Origin of the sequence: Catenulispora acidiphila DSM 44928 (genome assembly GCF_000024025.1) — a bacterium.
GTDB classification, from domain to species: Bacteria; Actinomycetota; Actinomycetes; order Streptomycetales; family Catenulisporaceae; genus Catenulispora; species Catenulispora acidiphila.
This window is the reverse complement of sequence record NC_013131.1, coordinates 6,399,447-6,420,921: the sequence shown is the minus strand read 5'-3', so window position 1 is coordinate 6,420,921 and position 21,475 is coordinate 6,399,447. Positions and strand designations below refer to the sequence as shown.

Sequence of the window (21,475 nt, the reverse complement as noted above, 5' to 3'; positions counted from 1 at the left end):
GTCCGGCTCCCTCGCATAGTCCTGATCGCCGTCGCGCGCTCACTCCGTCCGGCGGCGCAGCGTCGCGGCGCCCAGCGCCAGCGCGAGCACCCCGGCACCGGCGATGATAGCCATGTCCGCGACCAGCCCGCCGGTCACCGCCGCGTGCGAGGTGATCTTGTCCATGGCGTCCACGGCGTACGACAGCGGCATCACGTCCGACGCCCACCGCAGCACCGTCTGCATCTGATCCCGCGGCGTGAACAGCCCGCACAGCAGGAACTGCGGCAGCACGAACGCCGGCAGGAACTGCACCGCCTGGAACTCCGTCCGCGCGAACGCGCTCGTGAACAGCCCCAACGCCGTCCCCAGCAGCGCGTCGAGCACCGCGACCAGCACCACCGCCCACGCCGGCCCGGCCACCGACAGCCCCAGCGGCCCGATCGTCAGCGCCGAGATCAGCACCGCCTGCAGCAGCGCCACCGCCCCGAACGCCAGCGCGTACCCGCCGAGCAGATCGCCCTTCGCCAACGGCATCGTCAGCAGACGCTCCAACGTCCCGCTCGTTCGCTCCCGCAGCATGCCCACGGATGTGACCAGGAACATCACGATGAACGGGAAGATACCCAGCAGCGCCGCGCCGATCGACTGGAAAACATGCGGCGAGGCGTCGAAAACCCACTTCAGCAAGCTGATCAGCACACACGGCATCACCAGCATCAGCGCGATCGTCCGAGGATCGTGCCGCAACTGCTCCAGTACCCGGCGCGCGGTGGCGGTCATACGTCGCAGACTCATGCCGCCGCACCCACCAACCGCAGAAACGCGCCCTCGACATCGCGCGCGCCAGTCCGCTCCAGCAAAGCCGCAGGCGTGTCGGCCGCCAAGATCCGCCCCTCCCGCATCAGCAGCAGCTGCGTGCACCGCGACGCCTCGTCCATGACATGGCTGGAGATGAGGAACGTCACCGGATCCTCCGCCGCGGCCAGCCGATGGAACAACTCCCACAACTCAGCCCGCAACACCGGATCCAACCCGACCGTCGGCTCATCGAGCACCAGCACCTTCGGCGCCCCGAGCAGCGCGGCGGCCAAAGACACCCGCGCACGCTGCCCGCCGGAGAGCCGATCGGCCCGCGCACCCTCCTTGCCTCCCAACCCCACCGCGTCGATCACGCGCTCGGGATCCTCACGCGGCGCCCCGACAACCGCCGCGAAGTAGCGCAGGTTCTCCATCACCGACAGGTCCCCGTACACCGAAGGAGCCTGCGTCACGTACCCGATCCGATCGCGCAACGCCGCCGAACCGGCCGCCGCCCCTAGCACCCGCACCGAGCCCCCGGCCACCTTCTGCACCCCGACCACCGACCGCAACAGCGTGCTCTTCCCGCACCCCGACGGACCCAGCAGCCCGGTGACCGAACCGACCTCCACCTGCGCGCTGACGTCGTGCAGCACCACCTGCCCGCCTCGCACGACGCGCAGGTCGCGGACCTCGACGGCATAATTCATCATGCGATGAGTTTCTGCCCGACAGGGAAGGGGTGTCAAGGAACGTGGTCAGCGGCTGTGCCTCAAGATCCCCTCCGCTCGACAGCCCCCGCGACAGCCCGCCCCTGCTAGCGTCGGCGCGTGATCGTATGGCTCAACGGCACTCACGGCTCCGGCAAGTCGACCACCAGTCCGCTCGTGCAGCAGCTGATCCCGGATTCGCGGGTGTTCGACGCCGAAAAGGTCGGCGAGACGCTCATGGACATCACGCCGGGGCTGCCCGAGACGGACAACTTCCAGCACTGGCCGCCGTGGCGACCGCTCGTCGTCGAGACCGCGCGCCGCGTCCTGGACTACACCGGCGGCACTCTGGTGATCCCGATGACGGTCCTGGTCGAGCAGTACTGGCGTGAGATCAGCGCCGGGCTGGCCGACCACGGCATCCCGGTCCGCCACTTCGTCCTTCACGCCGACCAGGACACCCTCCGCGGACGCATCGCAGGCGACATGGTGCTCGGCCCGAACTCCCCGTTCCGCCTCCAGTACCTCGAGCCCTACGCCGAGGCGGCCCGCACCTGGCTGCACCGCGAGGCCGAAGTCATCGACACCACGCGTCTGACGCCCGCCGAAGCCGCGCTGCAGATCGCCGAAGCCGTCAAGAACTGAGACGAGCGGCTCAGGAAGCCTGATCCACCAAGGCGTCGAAGGCCTCGACGACAGCCGGCCACGCCGCGCGCGGCAGACCCTGCCCGACGCCGACGCCCGGCAGGGTGAGCAGCGAAGCGCCCGGGATCTCGGCGGCCAGCGCGACCCCGTTCCCGTGCGGGAAGAACGCGTCCTCGTCCCCGTGGACCACCAGCGTCGGCGCGGTGATCTCGCCGAGGCGCTCACGCCATCGCGGCTTGCAGTCGAGGGCCGCGAACACCGTGCCGAGGTGGCTCGCGACCTGCGCCTGCGCCGTGTCTCCCGCCCGGTCGAAGATCGCTCCGGCGGTCGCGCGGGCGTCCTTCTCATCGAACCCCGCCGACCCGGCCAGCAGCCGCGCCGAGCCGGTCATGTACTCCACCACGCTGTCCCGATCGGTCCAGTCCGGCGCCGGACGCCCGAACAGCTGCCCCAGAACCTCGTGCGAATGGTCGGGCAGGTCGGCGTCGACCGGGCCGGGCGCGACCGGCCGGGTCGAGACCAGCGTCAGCGACGCGACCTGCTCGGGGTGGTCGAGCGCGAGGAGCTGCGCGACGAAGCCGCCGACGCCGATCCCGGCCACGTGCGCACGTCCCAGGTCCAGCGCCGTCACCAGCTCGGAGGCGTCGGTCACCAGGTCGCGCAGGCCATAGCCGGGCTGGTCCGGGTCGGCGAACGTCGAGCGGCCGGCGTCGCGCAGGTCGTAGCGCACCACATACCGCTGACGCTCGGCCAGCGCGGCGCACAACCCGTCGGGCCAGCTGAGCATCGTGACGCCCCCGACCAGCAACACCGGCGGATCCGCCTCGTCGCCGAAGGTCTCCACGCACACCTCGACACCGTTGACCTTGATCTGCATTTCCTGTCCTCTGTTCCTTCCGAGCCGAGCCGACACACCCGCGTCCTCACCTCAGACGAATCGGCGCCCCGGAACTCATCGCTCGGGTGTCTCAGGCAGCAAAGGACGCATGAAAGTCCGCTCGTAGCGCAGCACGCAACCGCTCTCGTCCCGAATACGGTCGGCCTCGATGAACTCGGCATCGCGGCCGAACAAGGTCCGGTACTCCTCATACGCGGCCAAGCTGGGGAAGCTGAACAGCGCGAGCGCCTTGTCGCTGGCGCCCTCGGACGGCAGGAAGTACCCGTGGTGAGTACCACCGTGCTTGTCGACCAGCTCCATCCACCGCCGGCCGAACCGCTCGAACGCCTCGGTCTTCGCCGGATCGATCACGTATTCCACGACACAGGTAATCATCGTTCGAGGCTACCCATCACCGCACGAGACCCTCGGCTCCCAACACGTCCAGGAACGCCAGCGCCTCCGCGTCCGGCGACCCAGCCGGCGCGCTGTAGAGCACGAGGTGCTGGTCGCGGTCCGCGAGGTCGAGCGAGTCGCAGTCGACGGTGACGTCTCCGACGACCGGATGCCGGAACGTCTTCGTGAGCATCGTCGTGGCCTGCACGTCGTGCCGCTCCCAGAGCCGGACGAACTCGGCGCTGCCGTCGCGCAGCTCGTCGACGAGCCCGGCGACCGAGGGATCGGCGGGGTAGCGCGCCAGAGCTGATCGAAGCTCCATGACGACGTTGCTCCGGAACTCCGCGGCGTCGGAGATCCCATACAGCGGCGCGTCGGGGTCCGCCGGCCCGAGGAACGCGCGGCGCGCGAGATTGCGGTCTCGCGGGGCGAGCTTGGAGTAGTCCTCCATGAGCGCCGCCGCCAAGCGATTCCAGGCAAGCACCTCGAACAGCGCCGATGTCACGAAAGCAGCCGTCTGCGGCAGCCGCTCAAGCAGCCGCAGGATGCTGGGCCGCACGTCGCGCCGGTGCAGCCCGGCACGGTTCGGCGCGGTACCGGCCAGCAGATGAAGGTGATCGGACTCGGCATCGGTGAGCCGCAGCGCGCCGGCGATCCCGGCGAGCACTTCGCTTGAGGGACGCGGCGCCCTGCCCTGCTCGAGCCGGACGTAGTACTCGGTCGAGATGTGCGCCAGGACCGCGACCTCCTCACGGCGCAGACCCGGCGTCCGGCGTCGCGGGCCCGCGGGCAGACCGACGTCCTGCGGCTGGATCCGCTCGCGTCGGCTGCGGAGGAATGCCCCAAGCTCGTGCTTGTCCATATCCCCAGTATGCGAGCCTGGCGCCGGCTGATCCTGGTACCGCTTGTGCCTGTATCCGGTCTGAAGATCCGACTGACACTGGCGCCATGAGCAATGACAACGACACCACTCCCGGCGCTCCCATAACCCCTGGCGCTCCTACAACCCCGGGCGCTCCCGTGATCCCCAGCGCTCCCGTCGGCCTGCTCGCCGGCAAGGTCGTCTTCATCACCGGCGCCAGCCGCGGTATCGGCGCGGCCGCGGGCCGGCTGTTCGCCGCCGAGGGCGCAGCTGTCGTCCTCGCGTCCCGCAGCACCGAGGCGTTGCAGCAGATCGTCACCGAGATCCGCGCCGGTGGAGGCGTCGCGGACGCCGTGCCCCTCGACCTCGCGGACCGCGCGAGCATCCGTGCGGCGCTCGACCGTGTCGAGGAGCTGCACGGCCGGCTCGACGGCGCCTTCAACAACGGCGCGGTCGTCCAGCGGCCCGGACCGCTCGACGCCACCAGCGACGAGGACATCGAGGAGCAGTTCGCGGTCAACTTCCGCGGCCATTGGACCGCGATGACCGCCGAGGCCGCGCTCATGCGCCGCACCGGCGGCGGGGCGATCGTGAACACCTCCAGCATCGGCAGCCGCCGCGCGAACCGGGCGCTGCCCGCCTACGGCGCCATGAAGCGCGCGCTCAACAGCATCACCGAGAGCGCCGCTGTGACCTGGGCGGCGGAGGGAATCCGGGTCAACGGCATCACTCCCGGCGGCACTGCCACCGAGATGATGGACGCGTGGGAGGCGGCCTCGCCCGGCATCATCCAGCGGAACATCGCGGCGACCCCGCTCGGCCGGATGGCCGAACCCCGCGAGGTCGCCGAGGCCGCCGCCTGGCTGCTCAGCGACCGGGCCTCGGCGGTGACCGGCGCGATCGTGCCGGTCGACGGCGGCGCGGGCGCCTGAGCGCCGACGGTCCTGACTGCCGACTGTCAGTACGTCCCGCAATACTGATGGGATGCGGAAGCTGATCGCGACAGTGTTCAACTATTCATTGGACGGCCTGCTCGCCGACGAGGACACCGAGTTCTGGCGGTTCTGCTTCGACCAGCCCGAGAACAACCAGCCCGACGACCCGGAGCACCTGGAGTTCCTGCGCGGCGCGGACGCCCACGTCATGGGCCGCGCCGCGTATGAGGGCATCTCGGCCGCCATGACGGTGCACGCGACCGACCACCCGTTCGCCGGCATCCTGACCGCCGGGCGCAAGGTCGTCTTCAGTCGGAGCCTGAAGACTGCGGATTGGGCCAACACGACCATCGCCTCGGGCGACACGCGCGATGAGATCGAGCAGCTCAAGCAGGGCGGCGACGGCTACATCGTGGTCTGGGGCGGGGTCGGGCTCTTCCGGTCGCTCCTGGACCTCGACGTGGTCGACGAACTCTGGCTCAGCGTGTTCCCCTACATCGCGGGGGAGGGGACGCGGATCTTCGACGGCGTGCCCTCGTCCTACGCGCTCGAGCTGATCTCGAGCACGGCTTCCCCCAGCGGGATCATGGAGCTGCGATACCGGCGACGGCGCTGATGCGTTAGACGGCCTTTTGCGCCGGGCGTCGGCGGCTACAGCACCTCCGCCAACCCCCGCGCCAACTGCTCGTAGACCTGCTCCGAGCGTGCCGTGGCGCGCGCCAGCACCTCGTCCTTCGCCATGCCCGCCGCCAGATCCCCCTGGTACCGCACCTGCGCCGCCTGCACCGCGCCGGCGATCTGCGCCGCCGCGACCTCCAGCAGGAACGGGTCCGCCTGCGGATGCTGCTCGACCAGCAGCTCGGTGAGCAGGTTCTGCCGCTCGAACATGAACCCCACCGACCGCGACCACAGCGTCGGGTTCTCCCGGATCAGCCGCGAGAACGTGCGCGAGCGGTCGATCTGCTTCGGCGACTGGACGTAGTACTCGTACATGTCCTGCTGCCATTCCTTCACCGCGGCCAGCACGCCGACCTCCGAGGCCCGGGTGCGCAGTGCGACGCGCAGCCGCTCGTTCGCGACGTGCCGCAGCTCGTAGACCAGGTCCTCCTTCGAGGCGTAGTGCGTGAACACCGTGGCGGGGGCGACGTCGGCGGCGCGCGCGATCTCGGCCATCGTGACGTGGTCGTAGCCGCGTTCGGCGAACAGCGTCATCGCCGCCTCGTGGATCGCGATGCGCGTGCGCTGTTTCTTGCGCTCACGCAGGCCCAGCTGCGGCGGGTCGCTCTGAGGGTCGCTCTGAGGGTCGCTCTGAGGGTCGCTCTGAGGGTCGCTCTGCGGGTCGCTCTGCGGGTCGAGCGTGCCCGGCTCGGCGTCCTCTGGTCCGGTCTCCATAGAGCAACATAATAGCTGGACGTCATCTATCATTAGAGTCACTCTAAGATTAAACACACTCCGGGGAGGGTCCCTTGTCTCAGACCGATCAGATCGCCGACTCGCCGCCGTCCTTGCCGGACGCGGTCGTCGTGCCCGGCCAGCGCCTCGGCGGCTCGCGCGCGGGCAACAAGACCGCGCTGCTGGTCATCGCCTGTGTCGCACAGTTCATGGTGGTGCTGGACGTCAGCATCGTGAACGTCGCGCTGCCGGCCATGCGCGGTGCGCTCGACCTGTCGCCGACCGGCGTGCAGTGGGTCGTGAACGCCTACGCGCTCGGCTTCGCCGGGCTCCTGCTGTTCGGCGGACGCGCCGCCGACCTGTTCGGCGCCAAGCCGGTGTTCCTCACCGGACTGGTCGGCTTCACTGCCGCAAGCCTGGCCGGCGGCATGGCCGACACCGGCGGTCTGCTCATCGCCGCCCGCTCGGTGCAGGGCCTGGCCGGCGCGGTGCTGGCACCGGCGACCATGACGCTGATCATGACCACCTTCACCGACCCGCGCGAGCGCACCAAGGCCCTCGGCGCCTGGAGTGCGACGATGGCGGCCGGCGGCGCGATGGGCGCGGTCGTCGGCGGGATGCTCACGCAGTGGGTGAGCTGGCGCTGGGTGCTGTTCGTCAACGTGCCGATCGGCGTGGCGCTGATCCTGGCGGCCGTGCCGCTGATCGCCCGCACCCGCGGCCGCGGCGCCACGCTGCGGACCCTGGACCTGCCCGGCGCGATCACCGTCACGCTCGGTCTGACCGGGATCGTGTACGGCGTCGTCACCACCGACACGCACAGTTGGGGCTCCGGCGCGGTGCTCGCGCCGATGGTCGCCGGTGCCGTGCTGCTGGCGCTGTTCGTCCTGCTGGAGGCGCGCAGCAAGCACGCCCTGGTGCCACTGCGCGTGTTCCGCAACCGCTCGCTGGCCGTGGCCGACGTCGCCGCGCTGCTGATCGGCGCGGGCATGTTCGCCATGTGGTTCTACGTCAGCCTCTACCTGCAGCAGGTGCTCGGCTTCGACGCGCTGCAGGCGGGCTTCGCCTTCGTCCCGGGCTCGGCGATGATCGTGCTGGGCACGATGCTGGCCACCCGCGCGCTGGCGAAGATCGGCCCGCGGCCGCTGCTGCTGGCCGGCCCGCTGGTCGCGGCGGTCGGCCTGGCCTGGCTCTCGCGCTTCCCGGCCGGCGGCTCCTACACCGCCGACGTGCTCGGCCCGCTGATGCTGCTGACCTTCGGCATGGGCCTGGCCATGACGCCGCTGGCGGTCGCCGGCACCGCGGGCATGCCGCGGCACGAGGCGGGTCTGGCCTCTGGACTGATCAACACCTCCCGGCAGGTCGGCGGCGCGATCGGCCTGGCCGCGCTGTCCACGATCTCCGCGCACATCGCCGCCCACCACGGCGGCAGCCTCAAGGAGGCCACGGCCGCCGGCTACAGCGGGGCGATGGTCGGCGCGGCGATCGTGGTGGCCGCGGCCGGTGTCGTGGCGGCGCTGCTGCCGCGGCGGGGGAGCGAGCCGGTCAAGGGGTAGCCGGCGGAGCACGAACCCGACCCGGAACGGCGGCGCGGTGCGGACCTGTTTTCAGGTCCGGGACCGCGTCGCCGTGTTTTTCAAGTCGTGTTCGGCCTTCAGCTTCTCAGCTCTCAGCCGCCGGTTTCAGCCGCCGGTCTCATTCGCCGACCAGGAGCCGCTGCAAAGCCGGAGCCAGCAGCGCGATCAGTTCCTCAGAACCCAGCGAAGCCACCGGCTCCACCCCGATCACATAGCGTGCCATCGCCAGCCCGATGATCTGCGCCATCGCCATCTCCACCCGCGCCTCGGCATCCGGCCCGCCGATCCGCGCCGCCAACGGCACGATCAGCTGCGGCCGGGCGAACCCCCGCAGCAGCACCGCCATCTCCTCGTTCGAGGCGACCGTCCGCACCACCGCCAGCAACCGCTCCCGCGCCTGCGGCACGTCCCACAACCCGACCACGAGCCGCGCGAGCCGCTCGCCGATCCCCGCCGGATCCCCGGCCACCTGCTCCAGCACCGCCGCCGGATCCACCGGGAACTCCAGCGCCGCCAGGAACACCCGGTCCTTCGACCCGAAGTAGTGGTGCACCAGCGCCGAATCCACCCCGGCCGCACGCGCGATCCCCCGCACCGTCGCCTTCTCGTACCCGCGCGAGGCGAACTCGGCGCGCGCCGCGTCCAGGATCTCGCCGCGGGTGTCAGCCGAACCGGGCCGGCGACCCGGACGCTTGGCGGGGGCGGTCATGATTCTTACAGTAGCCGCCGGCGCCACGACGGACGGTCAGACAGACCGTGCTGTCATACGGTGCTTCGGCTATGGCCGAAGTTCGCCGCGCGCTGCCGCCGCAGCTTTCTTTAGTCAGCCCCGCCGTTGTTCGCCTTCAGGTCCCAGAATAGTTCGCAGTCATTGCCGGAAACCCGCCCGTAGCTCGCGGCCCGAGCCCGTCGCGCATGACCGACCCGTGTCCGCGTCGACGCGGCAGTGCACGAAGGTCGGCTAAACCAGCTAAACCAAGCTAAACCAGCGGCGCCAGCACGTCGTAAAGCAGGGCCCTGTAAGCCCGCGGATCGCGCACCAGGTTCTCGCTCACGATCAACGTGCCGTCCGTCGGCTGCCAGAAGACCCGCCCGGCCACCGGCAGCACCGTGATGTCGAGGTCGAAGTCCCTCGCCCGGCGCCCGAGCTCGCCCTCCAGCTGCTTCACCACCGTCGCCGCCTCCCGGGAGGTGGAAGCCGCGGGCGGGGCGGGGCTCGACGGCGCCAGCGGACGGTTCTTGGTCGACCAACTCACCGCGTGCTGGAAGCCCGCCTCGACCACCGCCTTCAGCTCCGGGGAGCGGGTCAGCAGCTCGAAGCCGGGAGGGCCGAGGGTCTCCAGCGTGAACCAGTCCTCCAGGCGGCCCTCCCACAGCCCGAGCCACAAGCCGGTCCACTGCGCCGTGGCGCGCGGTCCGGCCAGCGCGGCCAGCGCCTCGTCCACCGGCACCGGCGGATCCAGGGGCGGGATCGCCGGGTCCAGGTCCGGCGTCATGCCGGAGGCGTCGCGCAGCCACAGCGCCATCGTCATCGTCTGCCGGTCGCCCAGCGCGATCCGCCAGCCGAAGCCCTGCCCTTGCTCTCGTCGAACATGCACGCTTCCAGCATCGCCGAGGACGGCGCGCAGCGGAACGTTTCAGTCCTACAGAAGAGCCCTGATTCCCGCCGCCAGCCTGTCGTACTCCGCCGGGGCGTTGTAGACGTTCGCGCTCACCCGCAGCAGCGTCAGCCCGTTCCACTTCGGCACCGACACCTCGACGCCGAGCCGGTCGGAGATCTCGGCTTGCAGGTCGCGCGGATCGTCGTAGGGCACCGGCAGCGGCACGAGGCGCATCGAGACCCCGGGGTCGCCCGGCAGCGTGGCCGGATCGACGTCCAGCGCCGAGGCCAGCGCCGCCTGTCCGTACTCGGCGAGCTTCACGTTGTGCTCCCGAACGCGCTGCGGGCCCAGCGCACGCAGGAAGGAAATGCCGTGCGGCGCGCTCAGCCGCGAGGTGGGGTCGTTGGTCCCGATCTCCTGCAGGTTCACCGGGAACTCGTCGTCCTCGCCCCAGGACACGATCGGGTTGCGCAGCACCGGACGCCACTTCGGCGCGGCCCAGAACGCCCCCGCCGAGCGCGGCACGTATCCCCACTTGTGCAGGTTGCCGCCCCAGAAGTCCGGGTTCAGCGTGGCCAGATCGATCGGGACCATGCCGGGGGCGTGCGCGGCGTCGACGATGACGATCACGCCGCGCTCCTGCAACGCCGGCACCAGCTCCTCGACCGGGAAACGGCGCGCGGTGGAGGAGGTGACGTGGTCGATCAGGGCGACCTTCGTCCGGGGCGTCACGGCCGCCAGCACCGTCTCGGCGATCTCGGCGGCGTCCGCCTCCAGCGGTATCCGCGCGGTCACCACGCTCGCCCCGGTGTCCCGGGCCCGGCGCTCGACGGCCCGGTTCGAGGTCGGATAGCCGTGGTCGGTGACCAGGAACTCGTCCCCGGCGGCCAGCGGCACCGAGCCGACCGCGATCGAGGTGGCGGCGGTGACGTTGGTGACCAGCGCGACCGAGTCGCCGGCCGGGGCGCCGAGGAACTCCGCGACGGCGCGGCTCGCCGTGGCCATCCCCGGCGCCAGCTCCCGGCGGAAGAACCGGGTGGCGTTGGCGTCCATCCGGGCCCGCCACTGCTGTTGGCCCAGCAGCACGGTGCGGGGGGAGTTGCCGAAGCCGCCGTGGTTCAGATACGCGTGGCCGGGCTGGAGGGTGTCGAACAGGGCACGGACCTCGGTCCAGTCGTCGCCCCACAGGGGATTGTCGAGGGTTTCCATGCCCGATGATCGTAAACGGCCGCCGGTGTCGGCTCCAAGGGCCACTTCCGGCTCTTTGGCCCTGTCCGCGGATCGGGCTCCGACTGTCGTCGTGCCCTGCTACGGTTCCGTCACCATCGCGACTATTCAGGGGGCGACATCGTGGCGGACCAAGGCCGCAACACTTATCTCGACGATGTCTTGGCCAACCAAGAACGTCTGGAATCCGACCTGCGCTCCAAGGGGTACGCCGCCGCCGGCCAGCGCGCGGAGCGCTCGGCGGCGCAGGTTCCGGCGTTGGCGAAGCCGCCGGCGCCGTCGATGCCTTCGCCGGGAATGCCCGCGCCCGCGGCTCCGGCGGCTTCCACGGCTCCTTCGGCTTCAGGCGGTCCGGGGCGCGGTCGCGCCGCCCGCCTGCAGCGTTTCGCCGCCGAGACCGACGCCGGCCGCGGCGTCGAACCGCCCGGGACCAACGGTGTGGAGGTGCGCATCACCGGCGTCGGACGCTGGAAGACGGTTCTGGTCCCGCCGAACGCCTTCGTGGTCCACACCCGCCGCGGCGAGACCCAGCCCCGGCACATCGGACTGGGCGTCTCCTTCCGCTACCGCCCGGCGACCGACTCCTTCCTGGTCGTCCCCGGCGCGATGCAAACCATCCTCATGAACGCGTTCTGCATATGCAGCGAGCTTCAGGGCATCCTCGTCCAGGCTTACGTGCAATGGATCATCGAGGACTTCGGCACCGCATACCGCAAACTGGATTTCTCCGACCCGGTGGACCCGATGCGGCTGGTGAACACCCAACTGCGGGAGCAGGCTGAGGCGGCGATCAAGGACAAGGTCGCCACCATGAGCGTGCACGAGGTTCTCTCCGACCGGCAGCCGATCATCGAGGAGCTGACCGCGCGCCTGCGCGGCGTCGCCGAGGGCGCCGGTGAGGCCGAGGACGGGCTGGGGTTGCGGATCGTCACCGTCCAGATCAAGGAAGCGGTGGTCAGCTCCAAAACCCTGTGGGAAAACCTGCAAAAGCCGTTCCGTTCCGAGCAGGGGCGCCTGGCGGCCTTGGCGGAGCTGGCCGCGGACAGCGTCATCACCGACAGCCGCATGGCCGAGGCACGGAAGCAGGAAACCCGTCGGCTGTCCGACGAACGCGAACTGTCCGAGCTCCGCGCCCTGAACGGCGCGCGCGAGTTCGACCGCGACGCCAGCGAGCAGTCACGGCGCGACGAGCAGTCGCAGGGCAATGCCCGCAAGGCGGCGGAGGAGGCGCACCGGACTCGGTTGCGCACGCTGGCGTTGGAGCGTGAACGGCATGAGCAGGAGAGCGTGATGGCGCGCCTGCGCTTGGAGGAGGAGCAGGAACTCAGCAGGCTGCGACTGGAGGCTGAGCTCGCTGCGGCCCGCGCGCGTCATGCTGCGGATCATGACAAGCAATTGATGGAGCTGGAGCGCGAGCGGGTACGGGCGGAGATCGCGAACGCGCGCTCCGCGGCGGCGTTGCAGGCGGAGCTGATCGGGCGGCTGCCGCAGATCGTGGAGGCCATGCCGACGCCGTCGGAGTACAAGGCGGTGACGGTCGGCGGGTCGGACGCGGGGACGCTGGCCGGGATCGTGGCGCAGGTGTCGGCGGTGTTGAGTGCGATGAAGACGGGGGAGTAGGGGTTCGCGCTGTCGGGTTGGCGGGTGCTTAGTGCTTTCGCGCGCTTTCGTGCTTCGTGCTTCGCGGCGCCCGCCAAACTCGTTTCTCACCACCGTGCTTCGCCTGGCACAGTGCCGGAGTGAACAAGCATGAGCCCGACCCTGACTCACTCCGCGCGACCCGCCGGATGTCGTTCAACGCCGACGCGACCACCTATCGACGCGGGCGCCCGCCGTATCCGAATATTGTCTTTGATCTGTTGGCCGAGCGCTGCGGGCTGAAGCCGGGGGTGCGCGTCCTCGAGATCGGCGCGGGTTCCGGCTTGGCGACAGGCCCGTTGCTCGCTGCCGGCGCTCATGTCGTCGCCGTCGAGCCCGGCGAAAGCCTCGCCGCACTCCTCGCCGCCGACCACGCCTGCGACCGGCTGCACATCACCGTCTCCGACTTCGAGACCGCCGACCTGTCACCGGGATTCGACCTGGCAGTGGCGGCATCCGCCCTGCACTGGCTCGACCCGGCCACCTCCACCCAGCGCATCGCCACCCTGGTCCGCCCCGACGGCTGGCTCGCCGCGTGGTGGAACGATTTCGGCGACGTCAACCGCCCGACCGTCTTCCGCGACCGTCTCGACGCCGTCTACCACGACCTGCTCTCCATCGAGACGAGCTACCGCGAGAGCCGCTCCTACGCCCTCGACGCCGACCGCTGGCGCAAGCAGCTGACCGCCGGCGACTTCTTCACGGACGTCGCGATCGAGATCAGCGAATGGAACCAGCCGCTGACCCCCGAAACCGCTCGCGACCTGTGGTCCACGTTCCCGAACATCGCCGAGCTGCCCCCACCGGCCCGCACAGAGTTCCTGACCCGAATGAGCGGGATCATCGACGACCTCGGTGGCACCGTCGACGACCCCCGGCTGACAGTCGTCTACACGGCGCGGCGGACGGGACGACCGGCCTGACCGGCAGCGCGCCCCCGGCCAGGCTCTGACTAAACCAGGCTCAAAAACAGATCAGCATTGCTGACCAGTTCCTTTATGGCGATCTCGTCGAGGGTGAGGAACCGCATCGCCTGTCCCTCACCCAAGATCACGTCTTCCTGGCGGGCGTCGGTGCGGCCGGTGAACACATGGAAGCGCACTCCAGCCCCGGCCGCATCGACTCGCTCCACCACCCGACCGGGCTGCAGAACAGCCGTCAGCCCGGTCTCCTCAAGCAGCTCGCGGCAGGCGGCGGTCATCGCATCCTCCCCAGGCTCCAGGTGTCCACCCGGAGGCGTCCACCGGTCCGGTTCCACGTCCGCATCGTGACCGCGATGCTGCATCAACACCCGCCCGGCTGGGTCAGTGAGAACAACGATTGCGACCTCGTGGACGATCTCCATGCGACCGACCTTAGACGGCGCCTACGACACCGATGCCCGCGCCGCCGAGCTCCTCGGTTCGCGTGGAGTTCATGGTCGGCCGATCTACAGGCTGGCGTATCAGGCCCGTGTCTCAGGCCTCGATGAAGCGCTCGTGGACTCGGTCCCAGGAGGCCATCGCCGTCTTGTCGCCGCCCAATGCCGAAAGCAGGCGTGGGAAGTAGGCGGCGAGGCACTGCTCGTAGTCCCGGCGGCCTGCGATGAGGTCACTGGCTGCTTCCAACAGCTCGGGGATGGTCTCCTCGATCCGCTCGCGGGTCATCGACGCCTCGCGCACGCCGCTGCCGTCGCTGTCATTCGTCCGATGTGCGACACCGCCGAAGGCCGGGAAGCGCGCGGTATCCGGCAGGAGCGAGTGGAAGGGCACTCCGTTGTGGAAGTACTCGAACCACGCCCCTCCGGAGAGCGTCAGCCAGGGCGTGCCGACCGTGAGCGCGGCGAAGGAGAATCCTGAATGCGGGGAGAACAGCAGCGAGGCACGTTGGATCAGCGCCAGCTGCACCAGGAGCGGGAGGTCGTAGCCGTCGACCGCATCGACGGCAGCCATCAATTCGGCGGCATCCTTCTGCGGCATCGCGCTGGAGCGGCGCCCGTGCGCCCCGGCGGTCTTGCCTAGCAGGACGATGGTGGCGTCCGGCCACGCCGCGCGCAGCTCACGGAGCATCAGGAGCCACGATCCGGTGGACGGGTAGCCGGCCCGCTCTCCACCCCCGCTGGGCAGCACGGCAAGCACCGGACCGGAGCCCACATGCGGCGAAAGGATGCGGTCGGCCTCCTGCCGCGCCTGCGCCGGGAGCCGCAGCCGCAGGTTCTGCTCACGTCGGTAGGGGAGACCGGGGGCGTCGCCGGGGACCGCGAAGTGCGCGGCAGCGGCGTCGGACAATCGGGCGAGGAGCGGGAACTTCCCGCGCTCGACCGGGTCATCCCGCCGATGGCAGCGAAACGTCCACTCGAAATCGCGCGGCACCTCCGCATAGGGATCGGTCGGGAACTCCGTCCCGATCGGATCGAACGCCACCGGATACACGCCGTCGAGGAAATCGCAGCACTCTGCCAGCTCCAGAGGCGAGCGATAGGGCAAGGCAAGCGAGACCGAAAGTCCCGGATTGGCGGCAGCATACGCACCGGCAATCTGCATCCCCTCAATCACATGGCCGACCGGCGGATAGGTCGACCAGTCCACCAGCAACCGTCCGGAAGCGGCGGAGACACGAGAAGTAGACACAGGCTCAGGCATCGAGATCTCTCCAGGAAGAAGCGCCCGCATCAACGCAACGGGACGCCGCGGTCGGGGTCAGTTCTGACACATCGCGCAGCAGCCACCGGGCCACCACACCTCGAGAGATCACTCCACGGCCCGGACCCTACCAACAGCCACGCCTCCCACGCCTCGCATTTTGCCGCCAACGCCCGACTGCTTCAGGCGTGTTCTTGACGTTGACTTCTGGTGCCCCTCAGACGCGGCCGCCACCCGCCAGCCCCAACGCATGCGCAGTGACTCGGACCTACGCGTGGTCGTGGCGCTCCACCACCGCCGGCCGCCAACGCCACCCAGCTACCCACCACCGAACTGCGTTCCCTGCGAGGCCATCAACACCCGCGCGAAGCCGTAAAAGAAGCTTCTAAATCCACTAACCAACCGCACCGGGATTGGCGGCCGGGCGCCACTCAACCCTCAGTCCACATGCCACATCGCGGGCCACATCTGCTCCCACGTTCCGCGTGGCTGGCGGCACAGGTAGATCGCTGCGTGCTGCTCCGTCTCGGCGTTCTTCAGTCCGCTCGGCAGCGTGATCGGCGCGATTTCCGTGACCTGCGCCCAGAAGCGCTCCAGGTATGCGGGCTGAAACTTGCCGACGCACAGCACCGTGTCCGGTGTGCCGGCTGGCGGGGGCCAGTAGACGTAGCTGTCGTGGCCGCTGTAGACCGGTCGGCGCAGTCCGGCTGCGGGTCCGAGGATGGTCAGCGCGCCCGCCTCGCCGAAGTCGCTCGCGAAGATCGGCACGCCTGCCGGCTGTGTCGCGGCGGCTGCGGCGACCTCGCGCGTGAACTGCGGCCAGCCGTAGGTCTGCATCAGCTCGGGGTTCACCGGCCGGAGCGCGGTGGCGGCCGCCGGGGGGAGGAAGGGGAGGCCGATGATGGCGGCGAACAGGGCTGATATCGCGACCGCCCTGACAGACGATGCTGAAGCTATTGCGCGGAGCCCTGACGCGCCCTGGGACGCGCCGGGGGCGATCCGTTGCCGCCACCGACGCCGGGCGGCGGCTGGTCCAGGGCGACCTGGCGCGGTATCGGTCTCTGGTACACCCCGCCCCAATCCGGGGGACACCCACCCTCGTGTAGATTGTCCCGCTTCGTCAACCGCCGAATGAAGGGCTCGCCGGGGATACCACTCGATCGGAGCAGCGGCTGCGCCGGCGGCGAACAGGGGGATCAGTAGGGGCGCCGGGTAGTAGGTCTTGCCGCCGCCGGCGATGAAGACCGCCGTCACCACCGCCGTGGCCGGCAGGAGCCAGCGGTGGGTGCGGCCCTCTGGCGAGCGCAGCCAGCGTAGGCCGGTCCACCACAGGGCGATCAGCGGCGGTCCGGCTAGTAGCAGCGGTAGTTCCGGGGACTTTGCCAGTGACGCCAGCGGGCCGCCCTGCTGCTGCGACAGCACGTGGTCCATCCGCAGGTTCGGCCAGCCGTGCAGTGCGTCCCAGACCACGTTCGGTGCCGCCAGCAGCGCCGCCAGCGCCAGTGCGACCCACGGGCCCGGCGTGCGCAGCACATCCCGCCTGTACATGACCACGCCCACCGCGATGCCCAGCGCCAGTACCGCGATGGTGTTCTTGCCCTCGAATCCGAGTCCTGCCACGGCGCCCGCGCCCGTCCACCACAGCAGCCGGTTCTCCCGCAGTGCGCCGGTGACCAGCACGAACAGCCCCGCCCACGCCACCTGATCGAGCACCGTCGTCCCAAACAGCATCGACGACGCCACGAACACCGGCGACGCCGCCACCGCAGCCGCCGCCAGCGTCTGCGCCGCGCGCCGCCCGCCGAACTGCGCCGCCAGTACGCCGGTCAGCACGATGCAGCCCAGCTGCGCCAGGATCGCCAGCAGCCGTACGCCGAACAGCCCGCCCGCCGCGTCCGCGAAGCGTGCCAGCAGCGGTGCCGCCGGTGGCTGGTCGACGTAGCCGAACGCGGGATGCCGGCCGCAGATGACGTAGTAGAACTCGTCGTGGTGCCAGCCATAGCGCGTCGCGACCGTCAGGTGCACGGCTCCGGCGGCGGCAGCCACCAGCGCGATCGGCCGCCACGCGACGCGTCGCTCGCCGGTACCGCCTGCGGCTGCGGCTGCGCCAGCCATAACAGGACTCTGTATCTCTTCCGTGCTTCCGTCCATACCGACGGACCCCCTCCGTTGGAGAACCCTGAACCCCCATCGCCCCGCAGCATAAGGTGACTGACTCAGTCAGTCAATCAATGAGCCAGGGAACAGCCAGCACCCCGAACCCCGTCCCGCGACGGCGAAATTGCCTACAACCGTCGCGGTCCGCTCTGCCATCATCATGTGCACGCCACGGACCCCGCCGACCCGGCGTACGGACTGTCGGCACCTGTCCATAGGCTCTGCATCGAACAAATCAGACTCACGACATGCCCTAGCGCATGGGGGGAACCATCATGGCCACGAAGCTCAGCCAGATCATCGCCATCGAGAAAGGCGTCAAGAGCAAGTCCTACGCCGACCTCACCCAGGCCCACCACGACGTCCAGAAGCAGCCGCTGCTCACCGGACTGAGCCGCACCTACCAGCCCAAGGACGAGGACGGCGAGCAGCTGCCGCCGGAGTCCACGCGCGTGCAGGTGAAGGCCGAGGACGTGCTGCGGCAGATAGCCGTCGGCCTGACCCGGCTGTTCGACGTCACCGCCACCAAGGACTGGGCGAACTGCGTGGCGCACGCCGACGTCGTCGTCGAGGGGACCACGCTGCTGCGCGACGTGCCGGTGTCCTACCTGCTCTTCCTGGAGAAGCAGCTCGCGGACCTGAACACCTTCGTCAAGAAGCTGCCGGTGCTGGACGCCGCCGAGTCCTGGACGCACGACCCGTCCACCGACTGGTTCCGCACCGAGGCCGTGCGCACGCTGCGGACCAAGAAGGTGCCGCGCAACCACGTGAAGGCCGAGGCCACCGAGAAGCACCCGGCGCAGGTCGAGGTCTACTACGAGGACATCGCCGTCGGCTACTGGACGCAGACCAAGTTCTCCGGCGCCCTGCCCGCGCAGCGCGTCAACGAGCTCGTGGAGCGTGTGGAGAAGCTCAGCCAGGCGGTGAAGTTCGCCCGCGAGGAGGCCAACACCTTCGAGGTCACGGACCAGAGGGTCGGCGAGGCGGTATTCGGTTACCTCTTCGCGTGAGGTTTCGCTAGGATCACCGGCGAGCGACCAAGCTTAATGTGACGCCTGAAATTGACGAACACTGCGACAGTGGGGGTTCGAATCCCTCTCTCCGCATCCCGTGCGGAGGTAGCCCAAGTTGGCAGAGGCAGCAGTGAGAAGCTTCAGATTCTCGCTCCAAGCTCAGTCCTCGCCGTCCATCGCCGGATCGACCGGAAGCGGGTCCTACACCGAGGTTGCGGGTTCGAGCCCCGTTCCCTGCTCTCTCATGCGGGGATAGCTCAATAGGAAGAGCGCGGTGCCTCAGACTCACCTGCTTTCTTAAACGCCATCGGCGTGCGTACCACGACGGCACCACACTAGAGCAGTGTGGAGAGGCCCAGGGCGGGCAAAACCCTGGGCCTCGCCCCTTTTCCGGGCCTGTCCGTACCTCCAGGACGAGGGCTGGGAAGAAGACCGCGGCCCTACTCCACAGCAGGGCCCGTATACTCCCGCCCCTCGGCCGCGGCCAGCGTGCGTCCGGCGTTGAGCTGGTACGGGCTGATGCCTCCGGTGTCCCACGGCCCGACGCTGCCCGCCCCGACCGCCTCTGCGCTCTTCGGCGGCAGCCGCAGCTCCTCGCGCAGTACCGCCACCGGCTTGTCGGCGACCGCGAACCAGTCGGTGGCCATGAAGTCGTTGCTGCCCGTGCACAGCGCCGCGCGCCGCAGCGCGTCGCCGAAGCGCGTGGCCATCCCCGGCTGCGACAGGTGGCCGAGGTCGGCCTGGAACAGGCCGGCGCCGGAGGCCAGGGCGCCGGTCTCGAACAGGCTCACCACCATGGCCAGCAACGAGAACGCGTGCAGGTCGTCGTTGGCGCGGGCGATGAAGGCGAAGACTTCGATCTCTGATTCGACCCGGGTGCCGTAGTCGGCCAGGATGTGGACCCAGTCGTGCTGGGCCAGCAGCGGCGGCGCCGAGCCCGGGGAGCCGGGGAAGGAGAAGCCGCGGGTCTTGTAGAAGTCGAACGTGCCGCGCCCGAGCGTTCCGGTCGGCAGGTCCCCGAGCGAGGCCCACCGCGCGGCCAGGGCCGGGTCGTTCTCCACCGGTGTCCAGGGACCGGTCAGCGCGCCGTCGCCGACGTGCAGCTGCTGGGCGTGGCGGACGTCGAAGTCGTGCAGATATCCGTTGCGGTCGAAGTCGATCGACGCCAGCCGCAGGCCGGAGTCGGCGTGGCCGTGCAGCAGGTCTTCCAGATCGTCGTGCACCGACAGCTCCGCGGCGAACTCCGCCACGCGCTTGGCGACCCGCGGCGGCAGCGGCGAGAGCACCAGCTCCGCGGTGACCATCACCTGCACGATCCGTCCCCGGAACGCCGCGTTGCGCCGGTGCAGGTCCTCGGCGAACTCCGTTGCGCTGTAAGGCTTTTCGGCCAGCCCGGCCTGCACCGCCAACGGGTCGATCTCGAACCCGGTCAAGGAGTGGAACATCGAGGCCAGCAGCGTCTGCTGCAACCCGGTCAGACCACCCTCCGGCACGACGGCGGAGATGACGCCGCGCGCCACGCAGGCGACCTCGGCGGCGTCCGGCGGCAGCAGCAGGACGGAGGCGTCGTCGGGGAGGGGGACTGGCATGCGGCTGCCTTCCGGAAAGGCGGACTCGGGCAGCTCATTGTGGCGCGGCGTCGTTGTCTGCGCACCGATCGCCGTGTTCCCACAGCTCACCGCAATTCGCGGCCTCCCTTGGAAATACCTTGCGAACCCGCGCGCGTTCTCCCTACGTTTGCGCCATTGGTCTAGACCTAGAGGGGTGGGCGTCTTGACGACGGCGACCTGTGACGTCCGGCTGCCCGCGCCGTCGCGCCTGTGGAACCGGGACTTCCGGCTGTACTTCACCGCGCGGCTGGTCTCGCTCCTCGGCGATTCCATGCTCCCGGTCGCGCTGCTCTACGGCGTGGTCAGCCTCGGATACGGGACCACCGGCGTCGGGCTGGTCCTGGCCGCGCAGGTGCTGCCCTTCGCAGCGTTCGTCCTGTTCGGGGGAGTGCTCGCCGACCGCTTCACGCCGCAGCGGATGATGGTCGGCGCCGACGCCGCACGCTTCGTGCTGCAGGCGATCACCGCGACCGCGTTCGCGACCGGACATCCGGCGCTGTGGTTGCTGATGGGGTTGTCGGGGCTGTCCGGCGTGGGGACCGCGGCGTTCCAGCCGGGACTGGCCAGCGTCATCACCCAGGTGTCGAGCGATCTGCAGCGCGCGAACGCCGTCACGCGCGTCGCCGAGGCGATGGCCACGCTCGGCGGGCCCGCGATCGCCGGGCTGCTGATCGCGGTCGCCGGCGTCCCGGTGGTCCTCGCGGCGGACTCCGCGACGTTCGCCGTGAGCGGTGTCTGCCTGCTGATGCTGCGTCTGGCTCCGGTGGTCAGGACCGCCGCTCACGAGTCGACGTGGCGCAACCTGGTCGAGGGCTGGCACGAGTTCCGCAGCCGGACGTGGATGCCGGCGGTGATCCTGGCGTGGATCGTGCTGGGCATCACGGTCTGGGGACCGATCCGGCCGCTGGCGACGATCCTGGTCACCGACGGCCACGGCGCTTCCGGGCTCGGGATGATGTGGACGGCGTTCGGCGCCGGCGGCGTGGTCGGCGGGCTGGCCGGCGTGCGCTTCCGGCCCAGGCATCCGCTGCGCGCCGGCGCCACCGGGCTGCTCGCCTGGTCGGCGTGGCCGCTGACGCTGGCTGCCGGGCTGTCGCTGCCGCAGGTCTGCGCCGGCGCCGCGGTCGGCGGGGCGACGACGGCGTTCTGGGGCGTGATGTGGTCCACCAGCGTGCAGACCCACATTCCGGCCGCGGTGCTCAACCGCATCTCCGCCTATGAGATCGCCGGCTCGCTGATCGCCTTCCCGATCGGCCAGGCGCTCGCCGGCCCGGTCAGCGAGGCGGTGGGGACCAGCCACGCCCTCTACGCCTCCGCCGCGATCCTGGTCACGGTGCTGATCGCGATGCTGTGCACGCCGGCCATCCGGCGTCTGGGCGCGCGGGTCGTGGAAAATCAGGACGTCGTGGAGCAGGTCGGGCGGTAGCGTCCGGC

General features: G+C 70.0%; 21 protein-coding genes. 8 read left to right on the top strand and 13 right to left on the bottom strand.

Annotated elements, in window-relative coordinates; genetic code table 11:
* Positions 1–39: 39 nt before the first annotated feature.
* Together CACI_RS27585 and CACI_RS27580 are read right to left on the bottom strand one after the other, a co-directional pair.
* Entirely contained in the window at positions 40–762 is a 723-nt protein-coding gene (locus CACI_RS27585; protein ID WP_015794159.1) for an ABC transporter permease, read from the bottom strand.
* Positions 763–773: 11 nt separating this feature from the next.
* Positions 774–1,493, bottom strand: a complete 720-nt coding sequence (locus tag CACI_RS27580) for an ABC transporter ATP-binding protein (RefSeq protein WP_015794158.1) — start codon at positions 1,491–1,493, stop codon at positions 774–776.
* Positions 1,494–1,610: 117 nt separating this feature from the next.
* Here CACI_RS27580 and CACI_RS27575 point away from each other — a divergent pair, with 117 nt between their 5' ends.
* Complete coding sequence (locus tag CACI_RS27575) at positions 1,611–2,135, top strand: AAA family ATPase (RefSeq protein WP_015794157.1); 525 nt, start codon at positions 1,611–1,613, stop codon at positions 2,133–2,135.
* A 10-nt stretch (positions 2,136–2,145) separates the two neighbouring features.
* Here CACI_RS27575 and CACI_RS27570 read toward each other — a convergent pair whose 3' ends face one another.
* From CACI_RS27570 to CACI_RS27560, 3 genes are all read right to left on the bottom strand, one after another.
* Entirely contained in the window at positions 2,146–3,012 is an 867-nt protein-coding gene (locus CACI_RS27570; RefSeq protein WP_015794156.1) for an alpha/beta fold hydrolase, read from the bottom strand.
* A 75-nt stretch (positions 3,013–3,087) separates the two neighbouring features.
* Entirely contained in the window at positions 3,088–3,408 is a 321-nt protein-coding gene (locus CACI_RS27565) for an NIPSNAP family protein (protein ID WP_015794155.1), read from the bottom strand.
* Positions 3,409–3,424: 16 nt separating this feature from the next.
* Positions 3,425–4,270, bottom strand: a complete 846-nt coding sequence (locus CACI_RS27560) for a helix-turn-helix transcriptional regulator (protein ID WP_015794154.1) — start codon at positions 4,268–4,270, stop codon at positions 3,425–3,427.
* An 86-nt stretch (positions 4,271–4,356) separates the two neighbouring features.
* On the opposite strand from CACI_RS27560, the gene CACI_RS27555 reads away from it, so the two are divergent.
* Both CACI_RS27555 and CACI_RS27550 read left to right on the top strand, forming a co-directional pair.
* A complete protein-coding gene (locus CACI_RS27555; RefSeq protein ID WP_015794153.1) occupies positions 4,357–5,202 on the top strand; it encodes an SDR family NAD(P)-dependent oxidoreductase in 846 nt (281 codons plus the stop codon).
* Between the two features lie 52 nt (positions 5,203–5,254).
* Entirely contained in the window at positions 5,255–5,821 is a 567-nt protein-coding gene (locus CACI_RS27550) for a dihydrofolate reductase family protein (protein ID WP_015794152.1), read from the top strand.
* A 35-nt stretch (positions 5,822–5,856) separates the two neighbouring features.
* Here CACI_RS27550 and CACI_RS53655 read toward each other — a convergent pair whose 3' ends face one another.
* Positions 5,857–6,597: a TetR/AcrR family transcriptional regulator gene (locus tag CACI_RS53655; protein ID WP_015794151.1), complete on the bottom strand. Its 741-nt coding sequence runs from the start codon at positions 6,595–6,597 to the stop codon at positions 5,857–5,859.
* Positions 6,598–6,671: 74 nt separating this feature from the next.
* Here CACI_RS53655 and CACI_RS27540 point away from each other — a divergent pair, with 74 nt between their 5' ends.
* Positions 6,672–8,153, top strand: coding sequence for an MFS transporter (locus CACI_RS27540; RefSeq protein ID WP_015794150.1), 1,482 nt, complete (start codon positions 6,672–6,674; stop codon positions 8,151–8,153).
* A gap of 139 nt (positions 8,154–8,292) precedes the next feature.
* Here the strand turns inward: CACI_RS27540 and CACI_RS27535 are convergent, their stop codons facing one another.
* The 3 genes from CACI_RS27535 to CACI_RS27525 form a co-directional block, all read right to left on the bottom strand.
* Complete coding sequence (locus tag CACI_RS27535; RefSeq protein WP_015794149.1) at positions 8,293–8,883, bottom strand: TetR/AcrR family transcriptional regulator; 591 nt, start codon at positions 8,881–8,883, stop codon at positions 8,293–8,295.
* 271 nt (positions 8,884–9,154) lie between these two features.
* A complete protein-coding gene (locus CACI_RS27530) occupies positions 9,155–9,772 on the bottom strand; it encodes a hypothetical protein (RefSeq protein ID WP_143765419.1) in 618 nt (205 codons plus the stop codon).
* A 45-nt stretch (positions 9,773–9,817) separates the two neighbouring features.
* A complete protein-coding gene (locus tag CACI_RS27525) occupies positions 9,818–10,984 on the bottom strand; it encodes an aminotransferase class V-fold PLP-dependent enzyme (RefSeq protein ID WP_015794147.1) in 1,167 nt (388 codons plus the stop codon).
* Between the two features lie 141 nt (positions 10,985–11,125).
* Here CACI_RS27525 and CACI_RS27520 point away from each other — a divergent pair, with 141 nt between their 5' ends.
* Together CACI_RS27520 and CACI_RS27515 are read left to right on the top strand one after the other, a co-directional pair.
* Positions 11,126–12,622 (top strand): SPFH domain-containing protein, encoded by a 1,497-nt coding sequence (locus CACI_RS27520; RefSeq protein WP_015794146.1) that lies wholly within the window; start codon positions 11,126–11,128, stop codon positions 12,620–12,622.
* 119 nt (positions 12,623–12,741) lie between these two features.
* Positions 12,742–13,563, top strand: coding sequence for a class I SAM-dependent methyltransferase (locus CACI_RS27515; protein ID WP_143765418.1), 822 nt, complete (start codon positions 12,742–12,744; stop codon positions 13,561–13,563).
* A gap of 29 nt (positions 13,564–13,592) precedes the next feature.
* Here CACI_RS27515 and CACI_RS27510 read toward each other — a convergent pair whose 3' ends face one another.
* From CACI_RS27510 to CACI_RS52820, 3 genes are all read right to left on the bottom strand, one after another.
* Positions 13,593–13,985 (bottom strand): NUDIX domain-containing protein, encoded by a 393-nt coding sequence (locus tag CACI_RS27510; protein ID WP_015794144.1) that lies wholly within the window; start codon positions 13,983–13,985, stop codon positions 13,593–13,595.
* 112 nt (positions 13,986–14,097) lie between these two features.
* A complete protein-coding gene (locus CACI_RS27505; protein WP_143765417.1) occupies positions 14,098–15,207 on the bottom strand; it encodes a glycosyltransferase family 9 protein in 1,110 nt (369 codons plus the stop codon).
* 492 nt (positions 15,208–15,699) lie between these two features.
* Positions 15,700–17,376: a glycosyltransferase family 39 protein gene (locus CACI_RS52820; protein WP_223297252.1), complete on the bottom strand. Its 1,677-nt coding sequence runs from the start codon at positions 17,374–17,376 to the stop codon at positions 15,700–15,702.
* A gap of 317 nt (positions 17,377–17,693) precedes the next feature.
* Here CACI_RS52820 and CACI_RS27495 point away from each other — a divergent pair, with 317 nt between their 5' ends.
* On the top strand, positions 17,694–18,428 hold the full coding sequence (locus CACI_RS27495; RefSeq protein WP_015794141.1) for a DUF7873 family protein: 735 nt from the start codon (positions 17,694–17,696) through the stop codon (positions 18,426–18,428).
* Positions 18,429–18,871: 443 nt separating this feature from the next.
* Here the strand turns inward: CACI_RS27495 and CACI_RS46130 are convergent, their stop codons facing one another.
* Entirely contained in the window at positions 18,872–20,020 is a 1,149-nt protein-coding gene (locus tag CACI_RS46130; RefSeq protein ID WP_049871726.1) for a hypothetical protein, read from the bottom strand.
* Between the two features lie 184 nt (positions 20,021–20,204).
* On the opposite strand from CACI_RS46130, the gene CACI_RS27485 reads away from it, so the two are divergent.
* A complete protein-coding gene (locus CACI_RS27485) occupies positions 20,205–21,467 on the top strand; it encodes an MFS transporter (RefSeq protein ID WP_015794139.1) in 1,263 nt (420 codons plus the stop codon).
* Positions 21,468–21,475: the final 8 nt, after the last annotated feature.